The organism is Gelidibacter japonicus (genome assembly GCF_010725055.1).
GTDB lineage: Bacteria > Bacteroidota > Bacteroidia > Flavobacteriales > Flavobacteriaceae > Gelidibacter > Gelidibacter japonicus.
In genome coordinates this window covers 358,634-385,284 of the sequence record NZ_BJKB01000002.1, presented here as the reverse complement: position 1 = coordinate 385,284, position 26,651 = coordinate 358,634, and the positions used below count along the sequence as shown (strand labels likewise).

26 protein-coding genes are annotated in these 26,651 nt (G+C 37.7%); 17 read left to right on the top strand and 9 right to left on the bottom strand.

Annotated elements, in window-relative coordinates:
* Together G6N06_RS03585 and G6N06_RS03580 are read right to left on the bottom strand one after the other, a co-directional pair.
* Positions 1-387, bottom strand: a complete 387-nt coding sequence (locus tag G6N06_RS03585) for a BlaI/MecI/CopY family transcriptional regulator (protein WP_163514686.1) — start codon at positions 385-387, stop codon at positions 1-3.
* Positions 388-681: 294 nt separating this feature from the next.
* Positions 682-1,569, bottom strand: a complete 888-nt coding sequence (locus G6N06_RS03580) for a hypothetical protein (RefSeq protein ID WP_163514685.1) — start codon at positions 1,567-1,569, stop codon at positions 682-684.
* 233 nt (positions 1,570-1,802) lie between these two features.
* Between G6N06_RS03580 and G6N06_RS03575 the strand changes: the two genes are divergently transcribed.
* A complete protein-coding gene (locus G6N06_RS03575) occupies positions 1,803-2,927 on the top strand; it encodes a DNA-methyltransferase (RefSeq protein ID WP_205334714.1) in 1,125 nt (374 codons plus the stop codon).
* On the opposite strand, the gene G6N06_RS03570 is transcribed toward G6N06_RS03575, so the two are convergent.
* Positions 2,922-3,533, bottom strand: coding sequence for an MjaI family restriction endonuclease (locus G6N06_RS03570; RefSeq protein WP_163514684.1), 612 nt, complete (start codon positions 3,531-3,533; stop codon positions 2,922-2,924). The two genes, G6N06_RS03575 and G6N06_RS03570, sit on opposite strands and share 6 nt — an antisense overlap.
* A 406-nt stretch (positions 3,534-3,939) precedes the next feature.
* On the opposite strand from G6N06_RS03570, the gene G6N06_RS03565 reads away from it, so the two are divergent.
* From G6N06_RS03565 to G6N06_RS03535, 7 genes are all read left to right on the top strand, one after another.
* The gene (locus tag G6N06_RS03565) at positions 3,940-4,893 is read left to right on the top strand and encodes a calcium/sodium antiporter (RefSeq protein ID WP_163514683.1); all 954 of its coding nucleotides are present in this window, start codon (positions 3,940-3,942) and stop codon (positions 4,891-4,893) included.
* Positions 4,894-5,015: 122 nt separating this feature from the next.
* A complete protein-coding gene (locus G6N06_RS03560) occupies positions 5,016-7,202 on the top strand; it encodes a glutamine synthetase III family protein (RefSeq protein ID WP_163514682.1) in 2,187 nt (728 codons plus the stop codon).
* 252 nt (positions 7,203-7,454) lie between these two features.
* Positions 7,455-7,607, top strand: a complete 153-nt coding sequence (locus tag G6N06_RS03555; RefSeq protein ID WP_163514681.1) for a hypothetical protein — start codon at positions 7,455-7,457, stop codon at positions 7,605-7,607.
* Between the two features lie 201 nt (positions 7,608-7,808).
* A complete protein-coding gene (locus G6N06_RS03550) occupies positions 7,809-8,486 on the top strand; it encodes a Curli production assembly/transport component CsgG (protein ID WP_163514680.1) in 678 nt (225 codons plus the stop codon).
* A 36-nt stretch (positions 8,487-8,522) separates the two neighbouring features.
* Complete coding sequence (locus G6N06_RS03545; RefSeq protein ID WP_163514679.1) at positions 8,523-9,701, top strand: AIR synthase related protein; 1,179 nt, start codon at positions 8,523-8,525, stop codon at positions 9,699-9,701.
* A 30-nt stretch (positions 9,702-9,731) separates the two neighbouring features.
* Positions 9,732-10,682: a DUF3078 domain-containing protein gene (locus G6N06_RS03540; protein WP_163514678.1), complete on the top strand. Its 951-nt coding sequence runs from the start codon at positions 9,732-9,734 to the stop codon at positions 10,680-10,682.
* Between the two features lie 195 nt (positions 10,683-10,877).
* Entirely contained in the window at positions 10,878-13,430 is a 2,553-nt protein-coding gene (locus G6N06_RS03535; protein ID WP_163514677.1) for an adenosylcobalamin-dependent ribonucleoside-diphosphate reductase, read from the top strand.
* A 143-nt stretch (positions 13,431-13,573) separates the two neighbouring features.
* Here the strand turns inward: G6N06_RS03535 and G6N06_RS03530 are convergent, their stop codons facing one another.
* Together G6N06_RS03530 and G6N06_RS03525 are read right to left on the bottom strand one after the other, a co-directional pair.
* The gene (locus G6N06_RS03530) at positions 13,574-14,248 is read right to left on the bottom strand and encodes an ATP-binding cassette domain-containing protein (RefSeq protein ID WP_163514676.1); all 675 of its coding nucleotides are present in this window, start codon (positions 14,246-14,248) and stop codon (positions 13,574-13,576) included.
* The gene (locus G6N06_RS03525) at positions 14,245-14,535 is read right to left on the bottom strand and encodes a hypothetical protein (protein WP_163514675.1); all 291 of its coding nucleotides are present in this window, start codon (positions 14,533-14,535) and stop codon (positions 14,245-14,247) included. The genes G6N06_RS03530 and G6N06_RS03525 overlap by 4 nt, the downstream gene beginning before the upstream one ends.
* A gap of 169 nt (positions 14,536-14,704) precedes the next feature.
* Here G6N06_RS03525 and prfA point away from each other — a divergent pair, with 169 nt between their 5' ends.
* The 3 genes from prfA (at position 14,705) to G6N06_RS03510 (ending at position 17,563) form a co-directional block, all read left to right on the top strand.
* Entirely contained in the window at positions 14,705-15,781 is a 1,077-nt protein-coding gene (gene prfA / locus G6N06_RS03520; protein WP_163514674.1) for a peptide chain release factor 1, read from the top strand.
* 34 nt (positions 15,782-15,815) lie between these two features.
* A complete protein-coding gene (gene pyrF / locus G6N06_RS03515) occupies positions 15,816-16,634 on the top strand; it encodes an orotidine-5'-phosphate decarboxylase (RefSeq protein ID WP_163514673.1) in 819 nt (272 codons plus the stop codon).
* A 125-nt stretch (positions 16,635-16,759) separates the two neighbouring features.
* Positions 16,760-17,563, top strand: coding sequence for an ABC transporter substrate-binding protein (locus G6N06_RS03510; protein ID WP_163514672.1), 804 nt, complete (start codon positions 16,760-16,762; stop codon positions 17,561-17,563).
* Positions 17,564-17,838: 275 nt separating this feature from the next.
* On the opposite strand, the gene G6N06_RS03505 is transcribed toward G6N06_RS03510, so the two are convergent.
* Both G6N06_RS03505 and G6N06_RS03500 read right to left on the bottom strand, forming a co-directional pair.
* On the bottom strand, positions 17,839-18,039 hold the full coding sequence (locus tag G6N06_RS03505) for a Lacal_2735 family protein (RefSeq protein WP_163514671.1): 201 nt from the start codon (positions 18,037-18,039) through the stop codon (positions 17,839-17,841).
* 154 nt (positions 18,040-18,193) lie between these two features.
* The gene (locus G6N06_RS03500; protein ID WP_163514670.1) at positions 18,194-18,907 is read right to left on the bottom strand and encodes a DUF4197 domain-containing protein; all 714 of its coding nucleotides are present in this window, start codon (positions 18,905-18,907) and stop codon (positions 18,194-18,196) included.
* Between the two features lie 283 nt (positions 18,908-19,190).
* Here G6N06_RS03500 and G6N06_RS03495 point away from each other — a divergent pair, with 283 nt between their 5' ends.
* The 5 genes from G6N06_RS03495 (at position 19,191) to G6N06_RS03485 (ending at position 25,053) form a co-directional block, all read left to right on the top strand.
* On the top strand, positions 19,191-22,613 hold the full coding sequence (locus tag G6N06_RS03495; RefSeq protein ID WP_163514669.1) for a methylmalonyl-CoA mutase family protein: 3,423 nt from the start codon (positions 19,191-19,193) through the stop codon (positions 22,611-22,613).
* A gap of 605 nt (positions 22,614-23,218) precedes the next feature.
* Positions 23,219-23,350: a hypothetical protein gene (locus tag G6N06_RS20000; protein WP_262890096.1), complete on the top strand. Its 132-nt coding sequence runs from the start codon at positions 23,219-23,221 to the stop codon at positions 23,348-23,350.
* Between the two features lie 253 nt (positions 23,351-23,603).
* Positions 23,604-23,870, top strand: a complete 267-nt coding sequence (locus G6N06_RS19820; RefSeq protein ID WP_240337962.1) for a hypothetical protein — start codon at positions 23,604-23,606, stop codon at positions 23,868-23,870.
* Positions 23,871-24,161 (top strand): transposase, encoded by a 291-nt coding sequence (locus tag G6N06_RS19815; protein ID WP_240337961.1) that lies wholly within the window; start codon positions 23,871-23,873, stop codon positions 24,159-24,161.
* Between the two features lie 352 nt (positions 24,162-24,513).
* On the top strand, positions 24,514-25,053 hold the full coding sequence (locus G6N06_RS03485; RefSeq protein WP_163514668.1) for a sigma-70 family RNA polymerase sigma factor: 540 nt from the start codon (positions 24,514-24,516) through the stop codon (positions 25,051-25,053).
* An 88-nt stretch (positions 25,054-25,141) separates the two neighbouring features.
* Here G6N06_RS03485 and G6N06_RS03480 read toward each other — a convergent pair whose 3' ends face one another.
* A complete protein-coding gene (locus tag G6N06_RS03480) occupies positions 25,142-25,537 on the bottom strand; it encodes a hypothetical protein (protein WP_163514667.1) in 396 nt (131 codons plus the stop codon).
* A gap of 117 nt (positions 25,538-25,654) precedes the next feature.
* Here G6N06_RS03480 and G6N06_RS03475 point away from each other — a divergent pair, with 117 nt between their 5' ends.
* Positions 25,655-26,098, top strand: coding sequence for an Lrp/AsnC family transcriptional regulator (locus G6N06_RS03475; protein ID WP_163514666.1), 444 nt, complete (start codon positions 25,655-25,657; stop codon positions 26,096-26,098).
* Positions 26,099-26,141: 43 nt separating this feature from the next.
* Here the strand turns inward: G6N06_RS03475 and G6N06_RS03470 are convergent, their stop codons facing one another.
* Positions 26,142-26,651 (bottom strand): hypothetical protein, encoded by a 510-nt coding sequence (locus G6N06_RS03470; protein WP_163514665.1) that lies wholly within the window; start codon positions 26,649-26,651, stop codon positions 26,142-26,144.

Sequence of the window (26,651 nt, the reverse complement as noted above, 5' to 3'; positions counted from 1 at the left end):
TTAGGTTATATCAGAATTGGCTTTTTGGGAATTTTTCGATTCAATTAATGCGATGATCTCTTTGAGTTCATCTACACTTATTTTTTCTTCCTTCGCAAAAAACGACACGACATTTTTATAGGAATTATTGAAATAATTTTCGATGGCGGTACTCATAAAACGCTTCTTGTAGGCTTCCTTACTTACAATAGGGTAGTACTGATGGGTTTTTCCGTAAGCGTGATAGCTTACATAACCCTTCTCTTCCAAATTTCTAATGATGGTGGATAAAGTGTTGTAGTGTGGTTGATCTACTGTAATTTCTGCCATGACATCTTTTACGAAGGCTTTTTCGAGCTTCCAAATGATGTGCATGATTTCTTCTTCTTTATTCGTGAGTTTTTGCATAACCAGTGAATTATTCAGTTTTATAAATGGAAAATTTTTTTACTGGATTTCAAATATAACTGTTTTTATAGTTATGCAACTATTTTTATAGTTATTTTAACAAAAATATCTATTACTTATTAGTATTTAATCAAAAAACCTCGGAGCCAGTCTGGGCCCACTGGCGGGCAAGCCTTCGAGGAATAAATAAGTAATTGCCTTTTCGATCCCGGAAAACCACTGGGTATTAAAATCTATTGGTAGGAATAAAAAACACACCATCTTGGGTGTGTTCTACTATATTTTTTTTTGATATTACTGATTGTCCTTGGTGGTAGCTATGACAGCACCATCCTTTGCTTTATCTCCATAAATACTGACGGCAGTATCCGGTTGGAGATGGTCCACGGTTTTTAACTTATCGGATTTGGCCAATTGGTCCAAGGTTTGGAAATCAGATTCCTTTCCGTCAATGATAATTAGCTTATTCGTGTTTGGATCATCCTTGAAGTTGAATTTATTTGACAGCGCTCCATTATCCTGTGTGTCAAAAAACCAAGACAGATTGTTTCCAAAGAAGCCACTGGATTCCATTTGTTTTTTCATCTGTTCTCTTAATTCCTCCAAATTCAACGTTTGTCCGTTCAAAAAGAATGCATGATCCTCATCATTAAAGAAATCATCAAAATTGAAATTCCCAAAGTGAGGCATTGTTGGAGACCCTAATGAATCATTTCCAAAACCAAAAGGAGCCATGTTTGGGCGATTAAAAAAAGCCATTGCACCTTGTTCCTTACTGCTTCGCGTGATGTAAAGCGTACCATCTTTTTTCCCGAACACAATTTGTGGGATCGGAACATTACTAGACATCTGGCTCACCGCCTGATTTCCGTTGGCATCGGTAAGTTCGATTTTAATACTAATGATTTGTCCAGCATCGTTGCGTTCTATATGAGTGAAGGATGCGGTAATCTGTTGTTCCTTAAGAATTGCTTGAATATCTTCAAATTCTGAATCTGAAGTATTGCTGTCAATGGTAATAGATGTGTTTTCATTAAGAAGGACATCTTCATTAATGGAGGTCTCGCTTTTCACGACAGCAGAAGCTTCTGTTTTGTGGGCGAAACTTTTTAAGGAAATAAGGCCAATGATAGCCACTAAAATCACGCCCATTCCGATTTTAATAAATTTAGAAGTTTTCATTTTTTTCTCGTTTTACTCAAAATTATTATATAATTAAATATGATGAAAAAGTTTAACGAAACTTTTGTTCAGAATGTTAAAGACTGTGAAAATCAGTAGGGTATATGGAGAAGAGACAATCTTTAAGCAAGGAGAATGCGTAAATGTCTCGTCCCAATCTTTATAAAAGTTGAAATATCTTGGCCGGAAATAACTTTCAATCCGGCTATAGGTAACTTTCTTATATTTGCTAAATGGATTTAAAGAACACCACACATAAAACTATCATAGGTGCCGCTCAAAACATGCATCAAATTGACTCCAATTCAATTGATCTTGTAGTTACTTCACCTCCGTATCCAATGATTGAAATGTGGGATGATATCATGGCTCTACAAAATCCAAAAATAGCAACCGCATTAACAAACAACGAGCCTCATTTGGCTTTTGAATTAATGCATCTTGAATTGGATAAAATATGGAAAGAGGTGGCTCGTGTGTTAAAAGATGGCGGGTTTGCCTGTATCAATATTGGTGATGCTACTCGAACTATAAATTCAAATTTCGCTTTATATCCAAATCACGCCCGAATTATCTCCGCTTTTCAAAAATTGGATATTCCAAATTTACCAAACATCATCTGGCGCAAACAAACAAACGCCCCAAATAAATTTATGGGTTCTGGAATGCTGCCTGCGGGAGCCTACGTTACCCTGGAACATGAATGGGTGCTGATATTTAGAAAAGGAGGAAAACGTGAATTTAAAAAACCTGAGGACAAATTAAGAAGACAAGAAAGTTCGTTTTTTTGGGAAGAAAGAAATATTTGGTTTTCCGACCTCTGGGATTTAAAAGGCACAAAACAGAAAATCGATAACTCTAAATCCCGCAAAAGAAGCGCTGCATATCCTTTTGAACTGCCTTATCGATTGATTAATATGTATTCACTACAAAACGATGTGGTTCTGGATCCGTTTTTAGGAACAGGAACAACAGCTTTGGCTGCCATGACCGCTCAGCGCAATAGTATTGGGTATGAAATAGATCCAAAGTTTTTGGAAGTGATAAATGAAAATATCCAAACGACATCACTTGCCGATTTAAATTCTAATATCGACAATAGAATCAACAGCCATCGTGAATTTATTATCAACAGGCAGAAAGATCCTAAAAAGAAGGACATCAAACATTTTAATGCTCATTTAAACTTGCCGGTGGTAACAAGCCAGGAAAAGAACATCAGATTACATTATCTGAATGAAATTATAAATGAAGACGATCAATTCCGCGCGACCTATGTCGAATATTCGCCATCCGAGGATGGCTTGCCACATGTACTAAAGAAATCGATAAATCAAGCAGCGCTTTCCAAACTATAAGTTTCGTATTTCAAGAACGATATTGTCCATATTGATAAAGTTTTCCTCTTTATCGTAAAACAAGTAAAAAACAGGCTTTGTCCATTTCTGATTCGCCATCGTATTAAACGATATCACTTCTGGTCGCATTAGCTTAAATGTTACTGGCTTGACCTGTATGCCACCTACTTCTACGGTGTTTTTTTTGATAATGATGTCTATTCTCAATTCTTCATCTAAAAAACCTTCAGCTTCTTCAAGCCTAAAATCGGTTAATGATTGATTCAATCTGTGGATTGCTTTTTTTTCAATGACTCCACCTTTCAATGACTGAACTACAAATAAATCATATTCCCATTGAATGCATTCTTTTAGAGAATATCGATATTCTTTCCAATAGAGAAGTTGTGATTCGTAGAGATTTCTTCCAAACATTTCGACAGTGCCTTGGCTCTTTATGCCACACGGACAATCATTTTTGTAGTGATATTCTATTAATTGGACCAAGGCATCTTTACTTAAAGGGTTATAGGTTCTGATCAATTTCATCACTGGCACGCTTCTAAAAGGTGCAGAAATTCCCATTTTGCCGTTCAATTCATTCAGAGGTCCACCGGTATAAGCCATGTTATTTCGAATTTAGAGTCGCCACCCTTCACGACGATTTTAAAGGTGCGCTCATCATAATAGCATCTTCTGATTGCTGTTTTCTGAATTGGCCAAACTTAGATAGGATTCAAATTGTAATAACTATCCTGCAATCCCAATTCAAAAAACCACTTAAACATAATTGCTTTTGCTAATTTCTCCAAATTAATGATGGTCCTATTAGCTTGACGCATTTTCTCCTATCATTTTTTGGCCTCTAACTTGGTGTTTATAACAATATAGTTGATTCATTACAGGTTAAAACTCAACCTCTACACAGTGTATCTTGTTTTTGGACATATAATCATTGAATTTTTATGAAATTCGTAAACCTCAAAGCTTTCCTCATAATATGAATGTAGTATCTTCGCAAAAAAAATAATTTATGAGTTTAGTTTGGGTGATTTTAGGTTTGATTTTGTTAGTTGTGGGTGGCGAGTTTTTAGTGCGCTCCTCAGTGGCATTATCCTTTAAATTTAATATTTCCAAACTGGTTATCGGTATGACGGTGGTGTCTTTTGCTACCTCTGCGCCCGAGCTTTTAGTCAGTTTACAGGCGGCTTTGGCCGGATCATCGGATATAGCCTTGGGTAATGTTATTGGCTCCAACATTGCCAATATAGGTTTGGTGTTGGGGATTACCGTCCTTATTTCGCCAATGACGGTTGACAAGAATTTTTACAAACTCAATTGGCCAATGATGATGTTGCTGTCTGTTGTGCTCTATTTTATGTTGCAGAGCGGTGATATTTTGGATCGATGGGAAGGAGCTGCATTGCTGCTTTCGTTAATTATATTTCTTGTTGTTTTGATTAAACGATCTAAAAGTGAGCCTGAAACGCATATTGAAGATCTGGATGAAACCCTTCAAATTACTTCTGGATTTAAAATTACTGTTTGGTTGCTTATCGGGGCATTTGCACTTTATTTTGGAAGTGAGTGGTTGGTTTTTGGAGCCAAAGAAATGGCGGTGTCATTAGGTGTCAGTGAACGGGTTATATCCGTTACTATGGTTGCAATCGGGACCAGTGTGCCGGAGTTGGCAGCATCGGTAATTGCCGCCTTGAAAAAAGAGAAAGCCATTTCCTTGGGGAATCTGATAGGTTCCAATATTTTCAATATTGCTTCCGTCTTAGGTCTTACCGCAATTATTCAGCCTATTTCTGTAAATAGTCCAAAAATCTTAAGTAGTGACATGATCTGGATGATGGCATTTGCGTTTATTTTGATACCCATGATCTTTTTGCCAAAAAAGATGGAATTGGGCCGATTCAAGGGATTTATATTATTAGCATCTTATCTTATTTTTATCTTTTTGGCATTCTACATCGAAAAATAGAGGGGTTAATGTTGCGAATCTCATAAAATTTGCATTCACACCCTATTTTTTTAGGGGTGTAAATGTATTTGTGTTCATTTTTTTTTATTTTTGTGACATAATCTTCATCAAATAATAAAAATATGTCCACATTACGATTTTACGCAATTAAAAAATCTCTTAACCGTAAACCTATTCTGATTGAAGAAAAAGAAAGGCGCTCGGAAATATTTGGTTCCAATGTGTTTAATGAAGCTACGATGCGCCAATTTCTCACGAAAGAGGCTTTTAATAGCGTTATGGCGGCTGTTGAAACCGGAGCAAAAATAGACCGTTCTGTGGCCGATCATATATCGACAGGAATGAAAGAATGGGCTATTTCAAAAGGGGCCACACATTATTCACATTGGTTTCAACCTTTAACTGGTTCTACTGCTGAAAAACACGATGCCTTTTTTGAAACTATTGGAAACGGATTGGCCATCGAAAAATTTGGAGGCTCACAATTGGTCCAACAAGAACCTGATGCATCCAGTTTTCCTAATGGCGGAATCAGAAATACGTTTGAAGCTCGTGGATACACGGCTTGGGACCCAACTTCTCCAGCATTTATATATGGAACCACTTTATGTATTCCGACGGTATTTGTGGCCTATACGGGAGAGGCCTTGGATTATAAGACGCCATTGTTAAGAGCTTTGTATGCCATGGACACTGCTGCAGTGGCAGTTTGTAAATATTTTGACAAAAATGTAAAGAAAGTAAACACCTCGTTAGGGTGGGAACAAGAATACTTCTTGGTTGATAGTGCCTTGGCGGCCTCAAGACCCGATATCGTTCAGACAGGGCGCACCTTATTGGGACATTCTGCGGCCAAGGGACAGCAGTTGGATGATCATTATTTTGGTTCTATTCCGGCAAGAGCTTTAGCTTATATGATGGATCTGGAAGTTGAATGTATGCGATTGGGGATTCCGGTTAAAACCAGACATAACGAAGTGGCCCCAAATCAGTTTGAATTGGCACCTATTTTCGATGAGGCCAATTTAGCAGTAGATCATAACTCGTTATTAATGGATGTTATGCATAAGGTTGCAGAGCGACATAACTTTAAGGTGTTGTTCCATGAAAAACCATTTGCTGGTGTCAATGGATCCGGAAAGCACAATAATTGGAGTCTGAGTACTGATACGGGCATCAATTTATTGGGTCCTGGGAAAACTCCAATGAGCAATTTGCAGTTCCTCACATTTTTCATCAACACTATCAAAGCCGTTAATGATAACGAAGAGCTTTTAAGAGCGGCAATAGCCTCAGCCAGTAATGATCACCGTTTGGGAGCAAATGAGGCCCCACCGGCCATTATGTCGGTTTTTATAGGAGAACAATTGACCAATGTCCTTAATGAACTGGAAAATGTTACCAATGGGAAATTGTCGCCGGAAGAAAAAACGGAATTGAAATTAAATGTTGTAGGGAAAATTCCAGATGTATTATTGGATAATACTGACAGAAATAGGACCTCTCCTTTTGCCTTTACAGGGAACAAGTTCGAGTTCAGGGCGGTAGGGTCTACTGCCAATTGCGCCAATCCGATGACTGTTTTAAATACAATTGTTGCAAAACAATTGCGTGATTTCAAGATAGAGGTAGACAAGTTGATCAAGAAAAAAGAAATGAAAAAGGATGATGCCATTTTCAACGTCTTGAGAGACTATATAAAAAAATCAAAGAACATCCTTTTCGAAGGAAACGGTTATGGTGAAGCTTGGGAAAAAGAGGCTGCGAAGCGAGGCCTTAGCAATCACAGAACGACTCCCGAAGCTTTGAAAGTGAAAGTTTCGGACAAATCGATTAAACTTTTCGAAGAAATGGGCGTTATGAACAAAATTGAATCTGAAGCGAGATATGAGATTGAAATGGAAGAGTATATATTGCGCATCCAAATTGAAGGTCGGGTTCTTGGCGACATAGCGCGTAACCATATTGTGCCAATTGCTGTCCAGTACCAAAATAGATTGATAGAAAATGTAAAAGGCCTAAAAGAAATCTACGGGAAAGACTTTAAAAAATTCGCCCAAGAACAATTGAACTTGATTGAAGATATTTCAGGACATATCTCTTCAATTAATTCTGATGTCACCAGAATGACCGATGAGCGAAGAACAGCTAATCTTATAGAGGATTTTGAAATTAGGGCCAACGATTATTGCTTCAAGGTAAAGCCGTTGTTTGATAGTATTCGTTACCACTGTGATAAACTGGAATTATTGGTTGATGATGAGTTATGGCCGATGACAAAATACCGTGAGTTGTTGTTTACCTGTTAGTCTTGATCGCAAATTGTTTAGATAATTTAAAAGAACCTCTTTCAATAGAGGTTTTTTTTGTTTCAACATAGCTTCAAAACGGTCTTTTCGTACGTAGGTCTACGTATTCCAACCCGTTAAAAAATGTATTTCATCTTGATAAATTGCAACTAGTCGAAATTATTGCCAATCTGTAATAATAGATGCTTTAAAGCTCGTTTTCAGCCACTTGATTTCTTATATTTGTGATGCTATTAATCAATAATTATTAAAATGAAAAAACTAATACTTAGCCTCGCGGCTTTGGCATTTGCGACCTATTTGTTTTCTCAGGGTGATTCGAATGATGATGCTCCGGTTATGAAGCAGGATACTGTAGTAATCGTGCATGATGGAATTCAGAAAAATGCTCAACTTGGATTTTAGTTGAGTTTAGATTCAAAAAACATCATTATTAATCATATAGTGAAAACATTAAAAGACAGCCAATTCATTTCGAATTGGCTGTCTTTTTTTTTGCTTCTAAACCTCTCTAAACATTGTATTATTTTGCTACAATTGAGTATATTGCAAATCAATTTAGGTTGAACCCAAAAGGTTCAAGATTTTGATCCAATTTAAAGACTTATGAAAGCTTTTTCCTTTTTGTTTAAAATCGTTTCTGTTTTGACCTTAACACTAGTTAGTTTTAAATCGGTTGCACAAAATCAAGAATTGGTGGTGGACGAGGATTATAATAAGAAAGTTTTTTTCTTCGAAAATAGAGGGATGAATGTTGTGGAAGCGGCGGTTGGAACCTCAATTATCAATGGCGATTTGCCAAATCCAATTTTCGAGATCGCATTTCGGGCCGGTTATAAACGAAGTCTTATACCGCATTTAAATGTAGGTTTGACCTACAGTAAATTCAATCTCGCTTTTGAGGATATCTATAACGAGGGTTTTATGTCCTTTGATTTAAACTTGGAATACCTGATGTCTCCTTATCGAAAGTTCTCTCCATTTATATTTGCTGGTGGTGGTTTAAATGCATCCAATTATTTCACACAGTCTGCTGCCAAATTTCAAGGAGGAGGAGGCTTTGAAATTATTGCCTCTGAGGGTTTAGGCTTAAGGATTCTGGCAGATTACAATTACGCTTTTAGCGATACTCTTGACGGATTAGTATTTGGGTCGTCTGATGATTCATATTGGCGTATTATGGTCGGAGCCAATATTTATTTTAGTGGCCAGAATAAAAAAGACCGAATTTTAAAAGGCGCCCCTTCCATTATGAATTCAAATCCGATTATCAAGGAAAACTAAGATGCAATCCTTATTTTTGCATTTCCAATAAATATTATGAGTCAAGACATAAGTAAAAGATATGCCGAAAGAGGCGTCTCCGCATCTAAGGAGGATGTGCACAATGCCATTAAAAATATAGATAAGGGCCTGTTTCCACAAGCCTTTTGTAAGATTGTTCCAGATTATCTCACTAATGATGAGGACTACTGTTTGATTATGCATGCCGATGGTGCGGGTACTAAATCCTCATTGGCATATATGTACTGGAAGGAAACTGGTGACATTTCCGTTTGGAAAGGTATCGCACAAGATGCGTTGATCATGAATATTGACGACTTGCTTTGCGTTGGTGCTACTAACAATATTATGTTGTCTTCTACCATTGGAAGAAATAAAAACTTAATTCCAGGTGAGGTAATTTCTGCTATAATAAATGGATCGGAAGAATTGATCGCAGAATTAAGATCTTTCGGAGTTACTATTCATTCTTCCGGAGGCGAAACTGCTGACGTAGGTGATTTGGTGCGGACGATTATTGTCGACTCAACGGTTACTGCGCGCATGAGACGTAGTGATGTCATTGACAATGCCAATATTCAGGCGGGAGATGTTATTGTAGGCCTGTCCTCTTCAGGACAAGCGAGTTATGAAACCGAATATAATGGTGGAATGGGCAGCAATGGATTAACTTCCGCCCGACATGATGTGTTTCACAAATACTTGGCCGAAAAATTTCCAGAAAGTTTTGATGCCTCAGTCCCTGAACATTTAGTTTATGCAGGAAATATGAGGTTAACCGATGCCGTGGAAGGCTCTCCTTTGGATGCCGGAAAGTTGGTGCTTTCGCCGACACGGACTTATGCGCCGATAATCAAAAAGATCCTGTCTAAATACAATTCAGACGAAATCCATGGTATGGTGCATTGCAGTGGTGGTGCCCAAACTAAGGTTCTACATTTTATAAATGACCTTCATGTCATAAAAGATAATTTATTTCCAATTCCTCCGTTGTTTAAGTTGATTCAGGAGCAATCCAATACCAATTGGAAAGAAATGTATCAAGTGTTCAACTGTGGCCACCGTATGGAACTATATGTGTCTCCTTCAATCGCTGAGGATCTGATTGCGATATCAAGATCTTTTAACGTGGAAGCGCAAATTGTGGGAAGGGTGGAAAATGCCGCTAAAAAGCAGTTGACCATTAAAAGTGAATTTGGCGTATTTGAATATTAAATTGGTCTTAAACCATTAAACCCCTACTTAATGAGAAAGATTTTATGTATTAGCATAGTGCTGCTATGTCAATTTTTAAACGGTCAAACAGCGGATAAGGATTCTGTACCTCCAATAGAGAAATCGAAATGGGTTCAAAAAAACAGAGTCAGTCTTGATATCAGTGAGGTGACCTTTGTCAATTGGAGTTCAGGAGGTAGTAATTCCATCTCCGGCCTTTTGGGCTTAAATTCATCCTTAAATTACGATCGTCAAAATTTCTATTGGAAAAATAGTGGTAAAGTTCGCTATGGCGTGAATAAGCAAGAATCTCAAAAACTGAGAAAGACAGAAGACATTCTCGAGATTGACTCGAAAATTGGCTATAGGAAGGATTCCTTGACTAATTGGTTCTTCTCTGGACATCTTAATTTTAAGTCGCAATTTACCAATGGATATAAATATCCGAATAAAGATCAGGCCATTTCCAAATTTATGGCGCCCGGCTATATGTTTTTAGGCGTCGGTGCAGAGTATGGAAAGGACTTCGATAAATTTTCATTTTATTTTTCGCCCTTAACCCTTAAAACAACCTTTGTTCTTGATGACGATTTGGCCAATTCGGGGGCGTTTGGTGTTGATCCTGCTATATATGATGACAACGACAACATGATAAGATCTGGTCAAAAGATCAGGAATGAAGTAGGTATTTTGGTGTCTCATTTTTTTGAGACTGAAATGTATGAAAATATAAAGATTTCAACCAAGCTCAGTTTGTATACTGACTATATTGACAGTTTTGGAAATGTGGATGTAGATTGGTTGGTTGTTTTTGATTTTAAGGTTAACCAGTTCGTAAAAGCTTCTCTAAGCTCCCATTTGAAATACGATGATGATATCAAAATAACGAAGCCAACTGGGATAGATAATGAATATGTCGAAGGGGGTGCAAAGGTGCAATGGAAGCAGCTTTTAGGTATTGGTGTGGCGTTCAATTTTTAAAATTGAGAAACCTTTGCGCATTTGATTATTTGTTAACTTTTTAATGTTGATAAGTTTTCAATGAACTCATTATCAATATTTTATCTAATTTTGCTTGTAAACATTGTGATCCCGATCATAGCTTAAGTTGATTATTTTTTGTTTCTTTATCCTTTTATAAATCCATTTATTTAACTGATAAAAGTATATTGATCCATGAAAGTTGACACGCTTACCTCCCCAACCCTGACGTACACACAGGAAGAAGCATTTAATGCTGCTTTAGACTATTTTAAAGGCGATGATTTGGCTGCACGAGTGTGGCTGAATAAATATGCCCTTAAAGATTCCGCTGGACATATTTATGAATTGACACCAGATGATATGCACAGGCGTATTGCAAGAGAAATTGCACGCGTTGAGTCAAAATATCAAAATCCAATGTCAGAACAGGAAGTCTTTGATCTTATCAAAGATTTCAAATATATTGTGCCACAGGGGAGCCCGATGGCGGGTATTGGTAATCCATTTCAAATTGCCTCACTTTCAAATTGTTTTGTCATTGGTAATTCCGGCGATTCTGATTCTTACGGTGGCATTATGAAGATCGACCAAGAGCAGGTTCAATTGATGAAGCGTCGTGGCGGGGTGGGTCATGACTTGTCACATATTCGTCCAAAAAGCTCACCCGTAAAGAATTCGGCTTTAACCTCAACAGGGATTGTCCCATTTATGGAGCGTTATTCCAATTCTACCAGAGAGGTGGCGCAAGATGGACGTAGAGGTGCCTTGATGTTGTCAGTTTCCATAAACCATCCAGATGCTGAGGACTTTATTGACGCCAAATTGGAGCAGGGTAAAGTTACTGGAGCTAATGTCTCTGTAAGGATAGATGACGAATTCATGAAAGCTGTGAAATCCAACAGCACTTACACACAGAAATACCCGATTTTCAGTAATGAACCAAAATTCTCAAAAACGATTGAGGCGAATGCTATTTGGAAAAAAATTGTCCACAATGCATGGAAATCCGCTGAACCTGGAATTTTGTTTTGGGATACTATAATAAATGAATCACTTCCCGATTGTTACGCCGATTTGGGCTATAAAACAGTGTCTACCAATCCATGTGGAGAAATTCCATTGTGTCCTTACGATTCTTGCCGCTTATTGGCCATCAATCTGTTTTCATATGTTGATAAACCTTTTACTAAAGAGGCTAAATTTGACTTTGAGCTTTTCAAGCAACACGTTGCGGCAGCCCAGCGTATTATGGATGATATTATCGATTTGGAGTTGGAGAAGATTGATGTCATCTTACAGAAGATTGATGCTGATCCTGAAAATGATGAGGTCAAGGCTACCGAAAGAAATTTATGGGTCAACATTCGAACCAAAGCTAAAGAAGGCCGAAGAACTGGAGTTGGTATTACGGCAGAGGGCGATATGCTTGCCGCTTTGGGTATCAAATACGGTAGTAAAAAAGGAAATGAATTCTCCGTAGAAGTCCATAAAACCTTAGCCTTGGCAGCTTATCGAGCGTCGGTTTATTTGGCTAAAGAGCGCGGTGCTTTTGCATTTTTTGATATGGAGCGTGAAAAGAACAACCCGTTTATACAGCGCTTAAAATCGGCAGACGAGAAATTGTATTATGATATGACGGAATATGGTCGTCGTAATATTGCTTTATTGACAATTGCTCCAACAGGAACTACAAGTCTAATGACTCAAACTTCCTCCGGAATTGAACCGGTTTTTATGCCAGTTTATAAACGACGCCGAAAAGTAAACCCTAACGACAAGGAAGCTCGTGTGGATTTTGTGGATGAGGTAGGTGATTCTTGGGAAGAATATGTGGTGTTCCATCATAGGTTTAAACAATGGATGGAGGTGAACGGTTACGATATCGCCAAAAACTACGATCAAAAGGAATTGGATAGTTTGGTCAAAAAGTCACCGTATTACAAAGCTACCTCCAATGATGTGGATTGGATGAGTAAAGTTTCCATGCAGGGTGCCGTTCAGAAATGGGTAGATCATTCTATTAGCGTGACTATTAACTTGCCTAATGATGCCACTGAGGAATTGGTTGGTCAACTTTATATGGAGGCTTGGGAGAAGGGATGTAAAGGAGTAACAGTTTATCGAGATGGATCGCGTTCTGGTGTTTTGATTTCAAATGAAGAAAAGAAAGAAGAGCCACAAGAAACCTTGACGACATTTCCAACCAAACGTCCGCAAACCTTGGAAGCGGATGTGGTGAGATTTCAAAACAACAAAGAAAAGTGGATTGCATTTATCGGTTTGATTGATGGCAAGCCTTATGAGATTTTTACAGGTCTTGCTGACGATGAGGATGGTATTTTGATTCCGCGCTGGGCAAACGAAGGTTTGATCATCAAAAACAGAAATGAAGATGGAACCTCCCGCTATGATTTTCAGTATAAAAACATGAGAGGTTATAAAACAACCATTGAAGGTTTGTCGCACAAGTTTAATCCTGAATATTGGAACTATGCCAAAATGATCTCAAGTACTTTGCGTCACGGCATGCCAATTGATAAAGTTGTGGACTTGATCAACAGTCTCCAATTGGACACTGAGTCTATCAATACCTGGAAAAACGGTGTTGCTAGGGCCTTGAAACGTTATGTGGAAGATGGTACTCAGGTAAAAGGTCAATCGTGCAGCAGTTGTAAATCAGAAAACCTAATTTATCAGGAAGGTTGTTTGACCTGCAAAGATTGTGGGTCTTCAAAATGCGGATAAAAATTAAGTGAATTGGAAAAGGAGGTTGATAGCCTCCTTTTTTTATTTCCCCAAGTGAGTTTTATGTGCCGCGGCTTGTCTCTTTCGAAAAGGCAATCTCTATTCATTTTTCGTGAGCTTGCTGCTCGTGCTGGTCAGATGTGTCACCGGGTTCCTGATTTCAATTTTCCAGGATTAAGATAGTTGTAGTCCTCAATGTCTTCCAATTTGTCGGTTTTTCTGGTACAACCATTATTTAAAAGGTAAAGGGCATCGGAAATATCAATAACATCCCGATAATAATGATCGGTGATAATTATGATTTTGTGAGCTTTTTCAGTCGTTATCAAATTTTTGATGTTATCCAAATACAAAGGTGAGATGTTGGAGAACGGCTCATCCAAAAGGACAATATCGCCTTTTTGTTTTAGAACCGCATAAGTTTCAACAACACGACGCTCACCGCCCGACAATCTATTTATTTTTGAATTGTGATGGACTTGGAAATTTTCAAAATGACCAATAAACTCTCCCCAATCCAACTTCAAAATCTGAAATAAGGTCTGGACTCTTAAATGATCTGGAGCCAAATGATGCTGGGGGAGATAAGAAGCTATATTTAAAGTATAAAGCGGTTTTATAAGTGGTTGGCCATCAAGTTTGATGAACTTGTATTTTGGTTGCAATGAACCAAAAAGGACTTGGAGCAAACAACTTTTTCCAGAACCATTTCTCCCCAAAAGTCCTACGACTTGGCCTGTTTCAGCTTTTAAATAGATGCCGTACAAGATGCGTCGTTTCTTAAAATTCAGCTCAACGTTATCCAGTTCAATAATCATATAAACGCCTTCATTAACATGATAAAGCTGATGGTTATGGCCAGGTCAATCACAAAGAGGGTTGAAAATAATTGCCAGGTTGAAATACCCAAATTCTTATAAAATATCAATTTGCGCTTGGCATTGGTTTCGCGTACCAAAAACCAAACAAAACATGTAAGAAGTAATTTGGTGATGATACTCGGTAAAATGTGCGGTGCAAAAATAACGATCAAAATATTGATCGCCATGGACCATGAAAAGAATGGTTTGTAAAACAGCAATATGGCCCCTAAGCGGTGTGTCATAAAAATAAAACGAAATTTTCAGAAACTTATTTTTCAAAAATATTCCGACCCTGTTTGTTTGTGTGTGGCCAAATCATTCTTCGGTTGTCGTTATTCTTTAGGCTATAATGAAAATTCCCAATTCAAAATTAAGAAATTATTGTACTTTTGCATCACAATTAAACCATTTATGTTAGACAAGTTACAAATAGTAAAACAACGATTTGATGAGGTTAGTGATTTAATCATCCAGCCCAATATCATGACCGATCAGAAGCGTTATATAGAACTCAATAAAGAATATAAGGAATTGCGCAAGTTGATGGATAAGCGCGAGCAGTATTTAGAATTGACTAACAATTTGGCTGAGGCCGAAGAGATCATAAATGATGGCAGCGATCCTGAAATGGTGGAAATGGCCAAGATGCAATATGATGAGGCGAAGGAGGGAATTCCAAAGCTGGAGGAAGAAATCCGTATGATGTTGATACCGAAAGATCCTGAAGATGCCAAAAATGCTGTGGTCGAGCTGCGTGCGGGTACGGGCGGTGATGAGGCGAGTATTTTTGCAGGCGATCTATTTAGGATGTACAGCAAATATTGCGAAAGCAAAGGTTGGAAAGTAGATGTTATAGATTATAGTGAAGGCACCAACGGAGGTTATAAGGAGATTCAGTTTGCAATTTCTGGTGAAGATGTTTATGGAACTATGAAGTTTGAAGCTGGTGTACACCGTGTTCAGCGGGTACCTCAGACAGAAACCCAGGGACGGGTACATACCAGTGCCGCTACGGTGATGGTTTTTCCGGAAGCGGAAGAATTTGATGTGGAGATAAACCCAAAAGATGTGAGAATTGATTTTTTCTGTTCTTCTGGTCCAGGAGGTCAATCGGTAAATACAACCTATTCTGCTGTGCGTTTAACGCACATTCCAACGGGATTGGTGGCACAGTGTCAGGATCAGAAATCGCAACATAAGAATAAAGAGAAGGCCTTTACGGTACTTCGCTCGCGTTTATATGAGATGGAATTGGCAAAGAAAAATGCTGAAGATGCCGAAAAGAGAGGTTCGATGGTGACATCTGGTGATAGAAGTGCAAAAATCCGGACTTATAATTACTCCCAAGGGCGTGTCACAGACCATAGAATTGGTTTGACACTTTACGATTTGGGGAATATTGTCAATGGTGATATTCAGCGCATTATTGACGAGCTGCAATTGGCAGAAAATACTCAGAAGTTAAAGGCAAATACAGACGTAATTTAATATCAAGCCTCATTTTGAGGCTTTTTTTTAATCTATGACAACACAACAACTTATTGATCAAATCAAAATAAAAAAATCTTTTCTGTGTATTGGATTAGATGTCGATTTGGACAAAATTCCACAATATCTTCTCAAGGAAGAAGATCCTATTTTTGCATTTAATAGAGCCATCATTGACGCTACCCATCATTTGTGTGTAGCTTATAAGCCTAATACGGCGTTTTATGAAGCTAATGGGTTAACGGGTTGGAAGTCGCTCGAAAAAACAATTCAATACCTCAATCAAAACCATCCTGAAATTTTTACCATTGCCGATGCCAAGCGGGGCGATATTGGGAATACAAGCAAGATGTATGCAAAAGCGTTTTTTGAGGACCTAGGCTTTGACAGTGTTACCGTTGCGCCTTATATGGGAAAGGATTCTGTTGAACCTTTCTTGGAATTTAGTGAAAAGCATACCATTCTTTTGGCCTTAACCTCCAATGAAGGGGCTTTTGATTTTCAAACGAAAACAATTGACGGCAAAGAAGTGTATAAATGTATTCTGGAAACCTCAAAAAATTGGAAAAATTCTGATAACCTCATGTATGTTGTAGGGGCCACTAAAGCGGAATATTTGGCCGATATCCGAAAAATTATTCCGAACAGTTTCTTGCTGGTTCCTGGCGTTGGTGCCCAAGGGGGCAATATACAGGACGTTTGCAAATACGGAATGAATGATTCGGTAGGCTTATTGATCAACTCATCAAGAGGAATCATCTATGCATCAAACGGAGTGGATTTTGCTGAGGCTGCTGCCGAGAAGGCTAAGGAATTACAACAGGAAATGGCTGCTATTTTAGAAGTGTTTTGATGTTTTAGTTTCTGTGACGTGAGTATCTAAAAAGTCGATAACAGATGAAATTTTATAGTGAATTTTACTTGGCACCCCCAGTGCCTCTGTGAGAACGCTCTACGAAAAAGCTCTTCGAATACCAAATGAAAGATCAACTCCATAGACATATTTTAATAGAGAAAACTCCAAAACGGATCATCTCCTTGGTCCCATCACAAACTGAGCTGTTGGTCGATTTAGGTTTGGAGTCATCAATTGTGGGGATTACCAAATTCTGTGTGCATCCTATTCGTCTAAAAGAAGACAAGGTTATCGTTGGTGGGACAAAACAAGTCCATTTTGATAAAATAAAAGATTTGAATCCTGACATTATCTTGTGCAATAAAGAGGAGAATACCAAAGAGATGATTCAAGAATTGGAAAAAATAGCCACCGTGCATCTCAGTGATATTTATACAATTGAAGATGCTCTGGAATTAATCGAATTATATGGAGAGCTATTTGATAAAGAAAACGAGGCCAGTGCTATGGTCAAGGAGATATCGAACAAGAAGTTTGAGTTCGAGGATTTCATAAAAGACCAACCCAAAAGAAGTGTCGCTTATTTCATTTGGAAACAACCTTGGATGGTCGCAGCAAGACATAATTTTATAGATGAATTACTGCGTTTAAATGGGTTTGATAATTATTATGGAAATTTAAACCGATACCCAGAAGTTGCACTCAAAGAATATTTACCGGAAAATGCAGAGATTGTGATGCTGTCCAGTGAGCCATTTCCATTCAAAAATGAGCACAAACAAGAAGTTAGACCTTTCTTTCCCAATGCGACCATTCTTGTCGTTGATGGTGAAATGTTCTCATGGTATGGATCACGATTATTAAAAGCGTTTGATTATTTTAAAACGCTGCATCAACATCAGTTGTCTCGGAATTTTTTAGGTTGAGGATTATTTTTCTCAATTTGGAAGCTTCATGATACAAAAAATCACTCAAACTTGCGTCCAATTGTAACATGTTATAGGCTTCTTCAGTAAATCTGATGTAGTTTTTCTCTACCTCCTTAAGGTTTAAAACATCGTTGAGGCTAAACTTAACTTTTCCGACTTTGCAATTATGTGTATTCATAGCGTACTTTTATTCATAGGTTAATATCTTAAACTATAAATACGCAAGATAACCCCTTAAGGATGTGGTGATAAAGTTAAAGTTTTGGTAATATTTAATTTAACCTTTTCACGGTAGTGTCTCTGTTTAAATACTTCAAGCGATTCAGCTTGTTTAAAAGCTTGATCGCTTTATACTCTGAAATATCACTTAGAGCATGATCTGTTTGACGAACATTGTAGGCTTGTTCAATAAGCTGCTTATACCGCGCTTGTAGTTTGAGTTGGTGCGTTTTGATTTCCATTGAAGTTTTCATGACTACAAGAGTTTGATAGTTAAATATATCTAAAAAACAGATAGCGAGCAAGTTAAATTTTTAATAATATTCAAAAAAAAAGTCAGAGGTCATTGTCCACTGACTTTTGTTTGAAATCAACCTGATCAAAAACTGGATTTTAATCCTTCAATATTTATTTTTGATCTTGTAGTGCGAAAACTCTTCTCAAAAGGTCTGTACTTCTCGCGCCTACCTTATTTCTAATTTCTTTTTCTTCAACTGCAATCATGGTATACACTCCTTTTAATGCTTGTTCGGTTACATAATCTGTCAAGTCTGGATTTACATTATTAGTGAATGGGATGGCGTTGTATCTGTTGATCAGATTTTGCCAAATCTGATCCGCACCAACTTTGGAGAACGAATTATTGATTACAGGATGAAATTTATCGTATAAGGACGTTTGGGTCTTGCTAGTAAGATATTGCGTTGCGGCATCATCGGCACCTAAAAGAATATTCCTTGCATCGGCAAAGGTAATTTCCTTAACGGCATCCACGAAAATAGGAGTGGCTTCCTTAACGGCATCCTCAGCAGCTCTGTTGAGTGCTTTTAGACCTTCATCGGCCAGACTTCCCAATCCGATATCACGTAAACCTTTATCTACTTTTTGTAATTCTGCCGGTAAGAGAATTTTAACAAGTTCATTTTTATAAAAACCATCAGTTTTGGTCAGTTTGGTTACCTGCTTTTCAATACCCAAATCCAAAGCTTGCCTTAAGCCTGATGCAATATCGGTATTGCTCAAAACCCCACCTCCTTGTGGTAATGAATCGACAACGCCCTGTAATTCTGCACAGGAGTGCACTGTGAAAAATGTAAGTAAAACGACTATTGATTTTTTCATATACGTCAAATTTTAGTGTGTCCAAAAATATACGAAAAAGTTTAGATTATCTGTTTTTAGGAAAGATATTGCCTTAAAGACCAAGTTTTATGCATAACTGCGTTTATTTATACCTTCAGTTTCTTTATTCCACTTGGGGTCCTCAGCATTATTAAAAACATTTCTAAATATTGAAAGCTAACCCTGCCTATCCCAATTTGCAAGTTTAAACTATTCATAATATGAGGCGACTTCTTTTATAAAATCTGTAAATTTGCAGGACCTATAATTTCAATTTTTAACAATGATACAAGCAACACCATACAAACCGAAACATAAAGTCAGAATAGTAACTGCTGCTTCTCTTTTTGATGGACACGATGCAGCGATTAACATCATGCGTCGCATCATCCAATCTACAGGCGTCGAAGTGATTCATTTGGGCCATGATAGAAGTGTAGAGGAGGTGGTCAATACGGCCATTCAGGAAGATGTCAATGCCATTGCAATAACATCCTATCAAGGTGGACATAATGAGTATTTTAAATACATGTATGATCTATTAAAGGAAAAAGGCGCAGGGCATATAAAGATTTTTGGCGGCGGCGGCGGTGTCATTCTTCCTTCAGAAATCAAAGAATTGATGGATTATGGCATTACCAGAATTTATGCCCCAGATGATGGTAGAGAAATGGGATTGCAGGGTATGATCAATGATCTTGTGAAAACATCTGATTATGCGATAGGGGATGAACTGGACGTTGAATTGGATGATTTAAAGAAAAAAAATGCAAAGGCCATTGCAAGAATCATTTCTTCGGCTGAAAATTTTCCTGAGGTTGCAGAAGATATATTGGATAAAATTCATGTAAAAAATAAAACTTCAAAAACACCGGTTCTTGGTATAACTGGAACCGGAGGTGCTGGAAAATCATCATTGGTGGATGAATTGGTGCGTCGGTTTTTAATCGATTTTCCTGAGAAAACAGTAGGTTTAGTCTCAGTCGATCCGTCAAAACGGAAAACTGGTGGGGCCTTGCTTGGAGATCGTATTCGGATGAATGCCATTAACAATCCTCGTGTATATATGCGAAGTTTGGCGACGCGTCAATCTAATCTCGCACTTTCAAAATATGTCAATGAGGCCATTCAAGTTTTAAAAGCTGCTGAATATGATTTGATCATCATCGAAACCTCAGGAATAGGTCAGTCAGATACGGAAATTATTGAACATTCTGACGTGTCGTTATATGTGATGACGCCTGAATTTGGTGCTGCTACACAATTGGAAAAGATTGACATGCTCGATTTTGCCGATTTGGTGGCCATCAACAAATTTGACAAACGTGGCTCTTTGGATGCTTTGCGAGATGTGAAAAAACAGTACGTTCGAAACCATCTCTTATGGGATGTGGATCCGAAGGATTTACCGGTTTTCGGGACGATAGCCTCTCAATTTAACGATCCGGGAATGAATACGCTATATAAGGCGATCATGGATAAAATTGTTGACAAAACGAAGGCCGATTTAAAATCAACTTTTACCATTTCTGATGAAATGAGCGAGAAGATTTTTGTAATTCCTCCAGCAAGAACACGCTACCTCTCTGAAATAGGGGAAAGTAATCGCGCTTATGATAAAATGGCAACTGAACAAGTTGAAGTGGCACAAAAGCTTTATGGGATTTATAAAACCATCGAATCGGTTATTGGACTAACCCCAAAATTGGACAAAGCGGGAATAGATGATCAATGGATCAATTCAAGTGGTGTCGAAAATAAGGATTTTGTAAAGCTACTGGTGGCCGAATTTGATCGTGTCAAGTTGAACCTTGATCCCTACAATTGGGAAGTTATTACTGGTTGGGATGAAAAAGTCAATACCTACAAAAATCCAATTTATGCTTTTAAGGTCAGGGGTAAGGAAATAAAAATTGAGACCCATACTGAGACACTTTCCCATTTGAAAATACCTAAAGTTGCCCTACCAAAGTACCAAGCTTGGGGTGATATTTTAAGATGGATTTTGCAAGAGAATGTTCCAGGTGAATTTCCTTTTACCGCTGGGCTATATCCTTTTAAAAGAACAGGAGAAGATCCAGCACGTATGTTTGCTGGCGAAGGTGGCCCAGAAAGAACCAATCGTCGTTTTCATTATGTGAGCATGGGTTTACCGGCCAAGCGATTGTCCACCGCTTTTGATAGCGTCACACTTTATGGAAATGATCCCGATTACCGTCCTGATATTTATGGAAAAATTGGAAATGCTGGGGTAAGCATCTGTTGTTTGGACGATGCCAAAAAACTGTATTCAGGTTTTAATCTTTCGCATCCAATGACCTCGGTAAGTATGACCATAAACGGTCCTGCTCCAATGCTGTTGGGCTTCTTTATGAATGCAGCCATTGACCAGCAATGTGAGCTTTATATCAAAGAGAACGGTTTGGAAAAGGAAGTAGAGACCAAGATTGCCAAAATCTACAAAGATAAGGGTGTAGAACGCCCAAGCTACAAAGGCGAATTGCCAGAAAGTAATGACGGCTTGGGGTTAATGCTTTTAGGCGTGACGGGCGATCAGGTATTGCCGAAGGAGGTTTATCAGGACATCAAGACCAAGACCATTGGCCAAGTGCGTGGTACCGTTCAGGCCGATATCTTAAAAGAAGACCAAGCACAAAACACTTGCATTTTTTCCACAGAATTTGCTTTACGACTGATGGGTGATGTACAGGAGTATTTTATTGAGAACAATGTGCGAAACTTCTACTCTGTGTCTATTTCAGGATATCATATTGCAGAAGCTGGTGCAAACCCAATTACGCAGTTGGCATTGACCTTGTCCAACGGGTTTACCTACGTGGAGTATTATTTGAGTAGAGGGATGGACATCAATAAATTTGGTCCAAACCTATCATTCTTTTTTTCCAATGGGATTGATCCTGAATATGCGGTAATTGGTCGCGTGGCACGTAAAATATGGGCGAAAGCCATGAAAAATAAATATGGTGCCGACCCGAGAGCACAAATGTTGAAATACCATATCCAAACTTCAGGGCGTAGTCTGCATGCGCAGGAGATTGATTTTAATGATATCCGGACGACACTTCAAGCTTTGTATGCCATATATGACAATTGCAACTCACTTCATACAAATGCCTATGACGAAGCCATTACAACACCAACAGAGGAATCGGTGAGACGTGCCATGGCGATACAATTGATCATCAATAAGGAATTGGGATTAGCGAAGAATGAAAACCCAATCCAAGGCTCGTTTATCATTGAAGAATTGACCGATCTGGTAGAAGAAGCGGTGTTGTTGGAGTTTGACCGTATTACCGAAAGGGGAGGTGTTCTTGGTGCTATGGAAACCATGTACCAACGCAGTAAAATACAAGAAGAAAGCTTGTATTACGAGACTTTAAAACATAATGGCGAATTTCCAATTATTGGCGTGAATACTTTTTTAAGCAGTAAAGGGTCTCCAACGATTATTCCGAAAGAAGTCATTAGGGCCACCGAGGAAGAGAAACAGTTTCAAATTAAAACGCTGGAAAATCTTCACAAAGGAAATGATACAAAAGACTTGCTAAAAGACTTGCAGCATAAAGCCATTCATAATGAAAATATTTTTGAGGCTTTAATGGAGGTCTGCAAAGTGGCTTCATTGGGCCAGATTACGGAAGCTTTATTTGAGGTAGGAGGACAGTACAGACGAAATATGTAAGCAGCGAACCACATTTTCCTTTTAGAGAAAATGTGTGTGAGTCGCTTATCCCGCTTTTGGGCGGGATCTTCTGATGTCAAGCCGACACTTGCTGAACCACATTTTCCTTTTAGGGAAAATGTGTGTGAGTCGCTTATCCCGCTTTTGGGCGGGATCTTCTGATGTCAAGCCGATACTTGCTGAACCACATTTTCCTTTTAGGGAAAATGTGTGTGAGTCGCTTATCCCGCTTTTGGGTGGGATCTTCTGATGATAAGCCGACACTTGCTGAACCACATTTTCATTTTAATAAAATGATTGTGAAGGGCTCATCCTGAGCGCAATAGAAGGGCTTATCTCGCTTTTGGATTTTTAATGATTTAAGTCATTCGTTTTTTCTCACATTTCTCAATCAAATAAAAAAATCCTGAACATAAAAAGTTCAGGATTTTTGTTTATAGTCTTCACCATTCATCGTCGATTTTTGTAAGTCCGTGCTTATTAGGTAGTTAAAAATGCAAAACAACTAATATGTGTTTGGAAATTGTGCTGTTATCAGCTTTCAGGACTAATTTTGTAGGGTCGCTATTTACCTATTTAAGTATAACCTATAAAATGATTCGATTATGGAAACTACAATACGTTACAAGTTCACGAGAAAATCAAAAAATTATTTTGATTGGTTGATCTACACTATTAAATCTGAAAAATATTATTTGGCAGAAAGCCAGATTGAGGGCTGGAATGGTTACGACTAGTTAATTTTGATCAAAGATTTTTACTGAATATTTTTTATTCAGACCTGGCAAGTTTCCGAAACCTGTCAGGTCTTTTTGTATTTAATAATCCACAAAAAAGTGCCAATGATGCAAAATTGAGGTTTTTCATGAGATGTTTGTTGTGTTGTGTTGTATTGGATTGCGTAGGGACAGCTCGCGAGCTGTCCTCTCCGTACGGAGATTGGAAAATATTTCATAATTTTCGATATCCATATTATTTTATAGCATCAAAATGAAAAATCGTAAGAGAAATCGGTTAAAAGGATATGATTATTCGCGCGATAATTTATATTTCGTCACAATTTGTGTGCAAAATATGGTCTGCTGTTTTGGGGAATTTGTGGAAGGGACAGGTCGTAACCTGTCCGTAAGCGCGCAATCTGTGGCGAATTATGATAAATTGGTTTCGAAAGAATACAATTTGAAAGAATCGAATCCATCCAATCAAAAAATGGAATTGAATGCTTATGGATTGATTGTCCAAAATCAAATCAATTGATTGAAGGGCCAATATCCATATGTTTTGGTACATCATTATGTAGTCATGCCAAATCATGTCCACCTTATAATAGAAATTGATCGTTTAAGAATAGAGCATCTTTCAATTAAAATCAAATCGCTTTCAAGTTTAATTGGGGCCTTTAAAACAACGTCTTCTAAAATAATCCATAGTATTGGTTTTAAAGATTTCGCTTGGAAAAGATCATTTCATGATCATATTATTAGACATCAAAAATCTTATGAAGACATTTCAAATTATATCGATGCAAATCCTGACATATGGCATTAGAATAGTTCCTGTTCTCATGTTTAAACAATTCCCATTACTACGTTATTTTAGGAAAAACCTGGTTTAGCAATGGGTTTCGGTTCGTTATTGACCTAAGTTTATAAAAAAGTTTGAAAAAATGCATCTTTATCCATCTTTTCACGTCTATTAGATGAACCTTAAAATTATAGATCATGAATAATAAAGAATGTTTCTGCGATTGTGACAGTTGTCAAAAAGGAAATTGTGCTGCATGTACTTGCGAAAACTGTTCCTGTAAAAATTGCAACTGTTAAGCTTAATTTAAAATGTTAATTAAAAGAGTCTGTTTTAGTAATTTTATACTAGGAGGACTCTTTTTTAATGGTCTTATATGAAAACGAAAACAGTTTGGGATTTATATGCGCAAGATATCAGACACTTTATACTAAGTAAAGTGAATGATGAGGTTATAACTGATGATTTACTACAGGAAACGTTTATAAAAGTCCATGTAAAATTGGATACTTTAAAAAACGAAAATAAAATTAAAGCCTGGGTATTCTCTATTGCCCGTTATACGGTGATGGATTATTTTAGGCAAAACAATCTCAACTATTCAATAGAAGAAAAGCACATTGTTGAAGAGTATACCCATTCTGACCATACCAAAGAAGATTGTTTGCGAGGTATCATTAAGGCCTTGCCTAAAAAGTATAGAAAACCCTTAATTTTGGCTGATATCCAAGGTTTGAAACAAACTCAAATCTCAGAGAGATTGGATTTACCTCTACCAACCGTGAAATCGCAGATCCAACGTGCAAGAAAACTCATTGCGCAAGGTTTTGTAGAATGTTGTGATTTTAAAATCAATGACGATGGCTATTTGGTTGGAGAGTTGCAGGAAAAAGAACACTGCAAAGTCTGCAACTAAGCAGCTATAGGGTTTTCAATTTTCCTTATTGGAATAGATCGGTTTGATTGTAGTCCGGGAATTTGGAATTTGTTTTAAATTAAATAACTTACAAAGTCAACATCCAAGTGTGTTGCAATCTTCTAAACTTTCTTAACTCTCTTCTCAAAATGGGAAGGTAGTCCCTACCGTTACTATGGCTTTTTTCTAGACGCTTGCAGTTTTTATAAAGCAGATTGGTCAGTCGTTCCAAAGAAGCAATATGCTTGTATTTTTTATCGGAATGACGCTCCATCTCCGCATTGACAATTTCGGGAGCCAATGAAGTGGACTGTTGAACAATATCACCAGAAAAATAAATATCCGTATCTTCAGAACCATCTGGTTTTAAGTAAGCTAAGTCTTGATTTAAATATGTTGAAATACTTCGAGAAAGAATAATGATTTCTATCGCCTTTTTATACAGCGGCATTTCAGGTAGGTAGGATGGAATTGGGTTCGACATGTTAATATAGCATTTTTATCAAATTTAGTGACAAATTCATTGGTATTATAATTGGTTTTAAAGTAAAAGACTATATTTGCTTTAATAATTAAAGTTTTATAGTTAATTTTCTTTAATATGAGCATTGATAGCCTTAATTGGAAGATCTTAAAGAGTTTACAGCATAACGCGCGACAGTCCAATGCTGAAATAGGCAGACAAATTGGAATCAGTTCTCCGGCAGTTTCTGAACGTATTAGAAAGATGGAAGATGCGGGAATTATTCAAGGGTATCATGCCTTTGTCTCCCCTTTTGAGGCAGGTTATCAGCTAAAGGCAATAATAACTTTAAGAGCTTTTATGGGCATGCTGAAACCGTTTCTGGAAAAGGTAAAAACTTATGATGAGGTTTTGAATTGCTACAGAATAACTGGAAATGAAAATATTGTCATGGAAGTGGTCCTAAAAAATCAAAAGCATTTAGAAAGTTTTATTGACCAGCTGATTGTTTATGGAGAAACCAAAACGCAGATTGTATTATCGCATGTGGTCAAATACAATGAGGTAAGACCTATAAAATAGCGATTTTTATTTACGCAGTGTTATCATGCCTCGAGGTTCTTGATTAAAGGTCGTCAAACCCATCAAAATCATCAAAATTAAAAGGTATATCGTCGTCAGGATCGACATCATCATAATTGACTCCGGGAGGATTGAAAAGTCCCCAACGATCAATAGTATAGTTCCAACAATCGAAGGTTTTGACCCATTCAGCAAACAATACCCTAAATTCATCTATTTCATTTCGTAAGATATCAAGATACTCGGTATCCGGATAGCCATGCATTTGCAAGCCCCTTGCATCCGTAATCAGCTCCATTGCAGCCTTTCTGATAATGGCGGCATTTTCCATTCTGATGTCATAAAGCATATCTTCAGACGAGGCACCTGCTATTTTGGCGGGTATAATAGAAGCATTCATCCCCATGTATTTGAGATTGTGTTGCATCATCTCGGCCTCAATCGGATCCTCAAATTCTATATCGGTCTTTTCAACGGAATCTATGATAGAGCCAACAAGATCCATGATTTCACGTGCCTTTTGAAATACAGGCAGTTTTTCCCATTGTTCCAT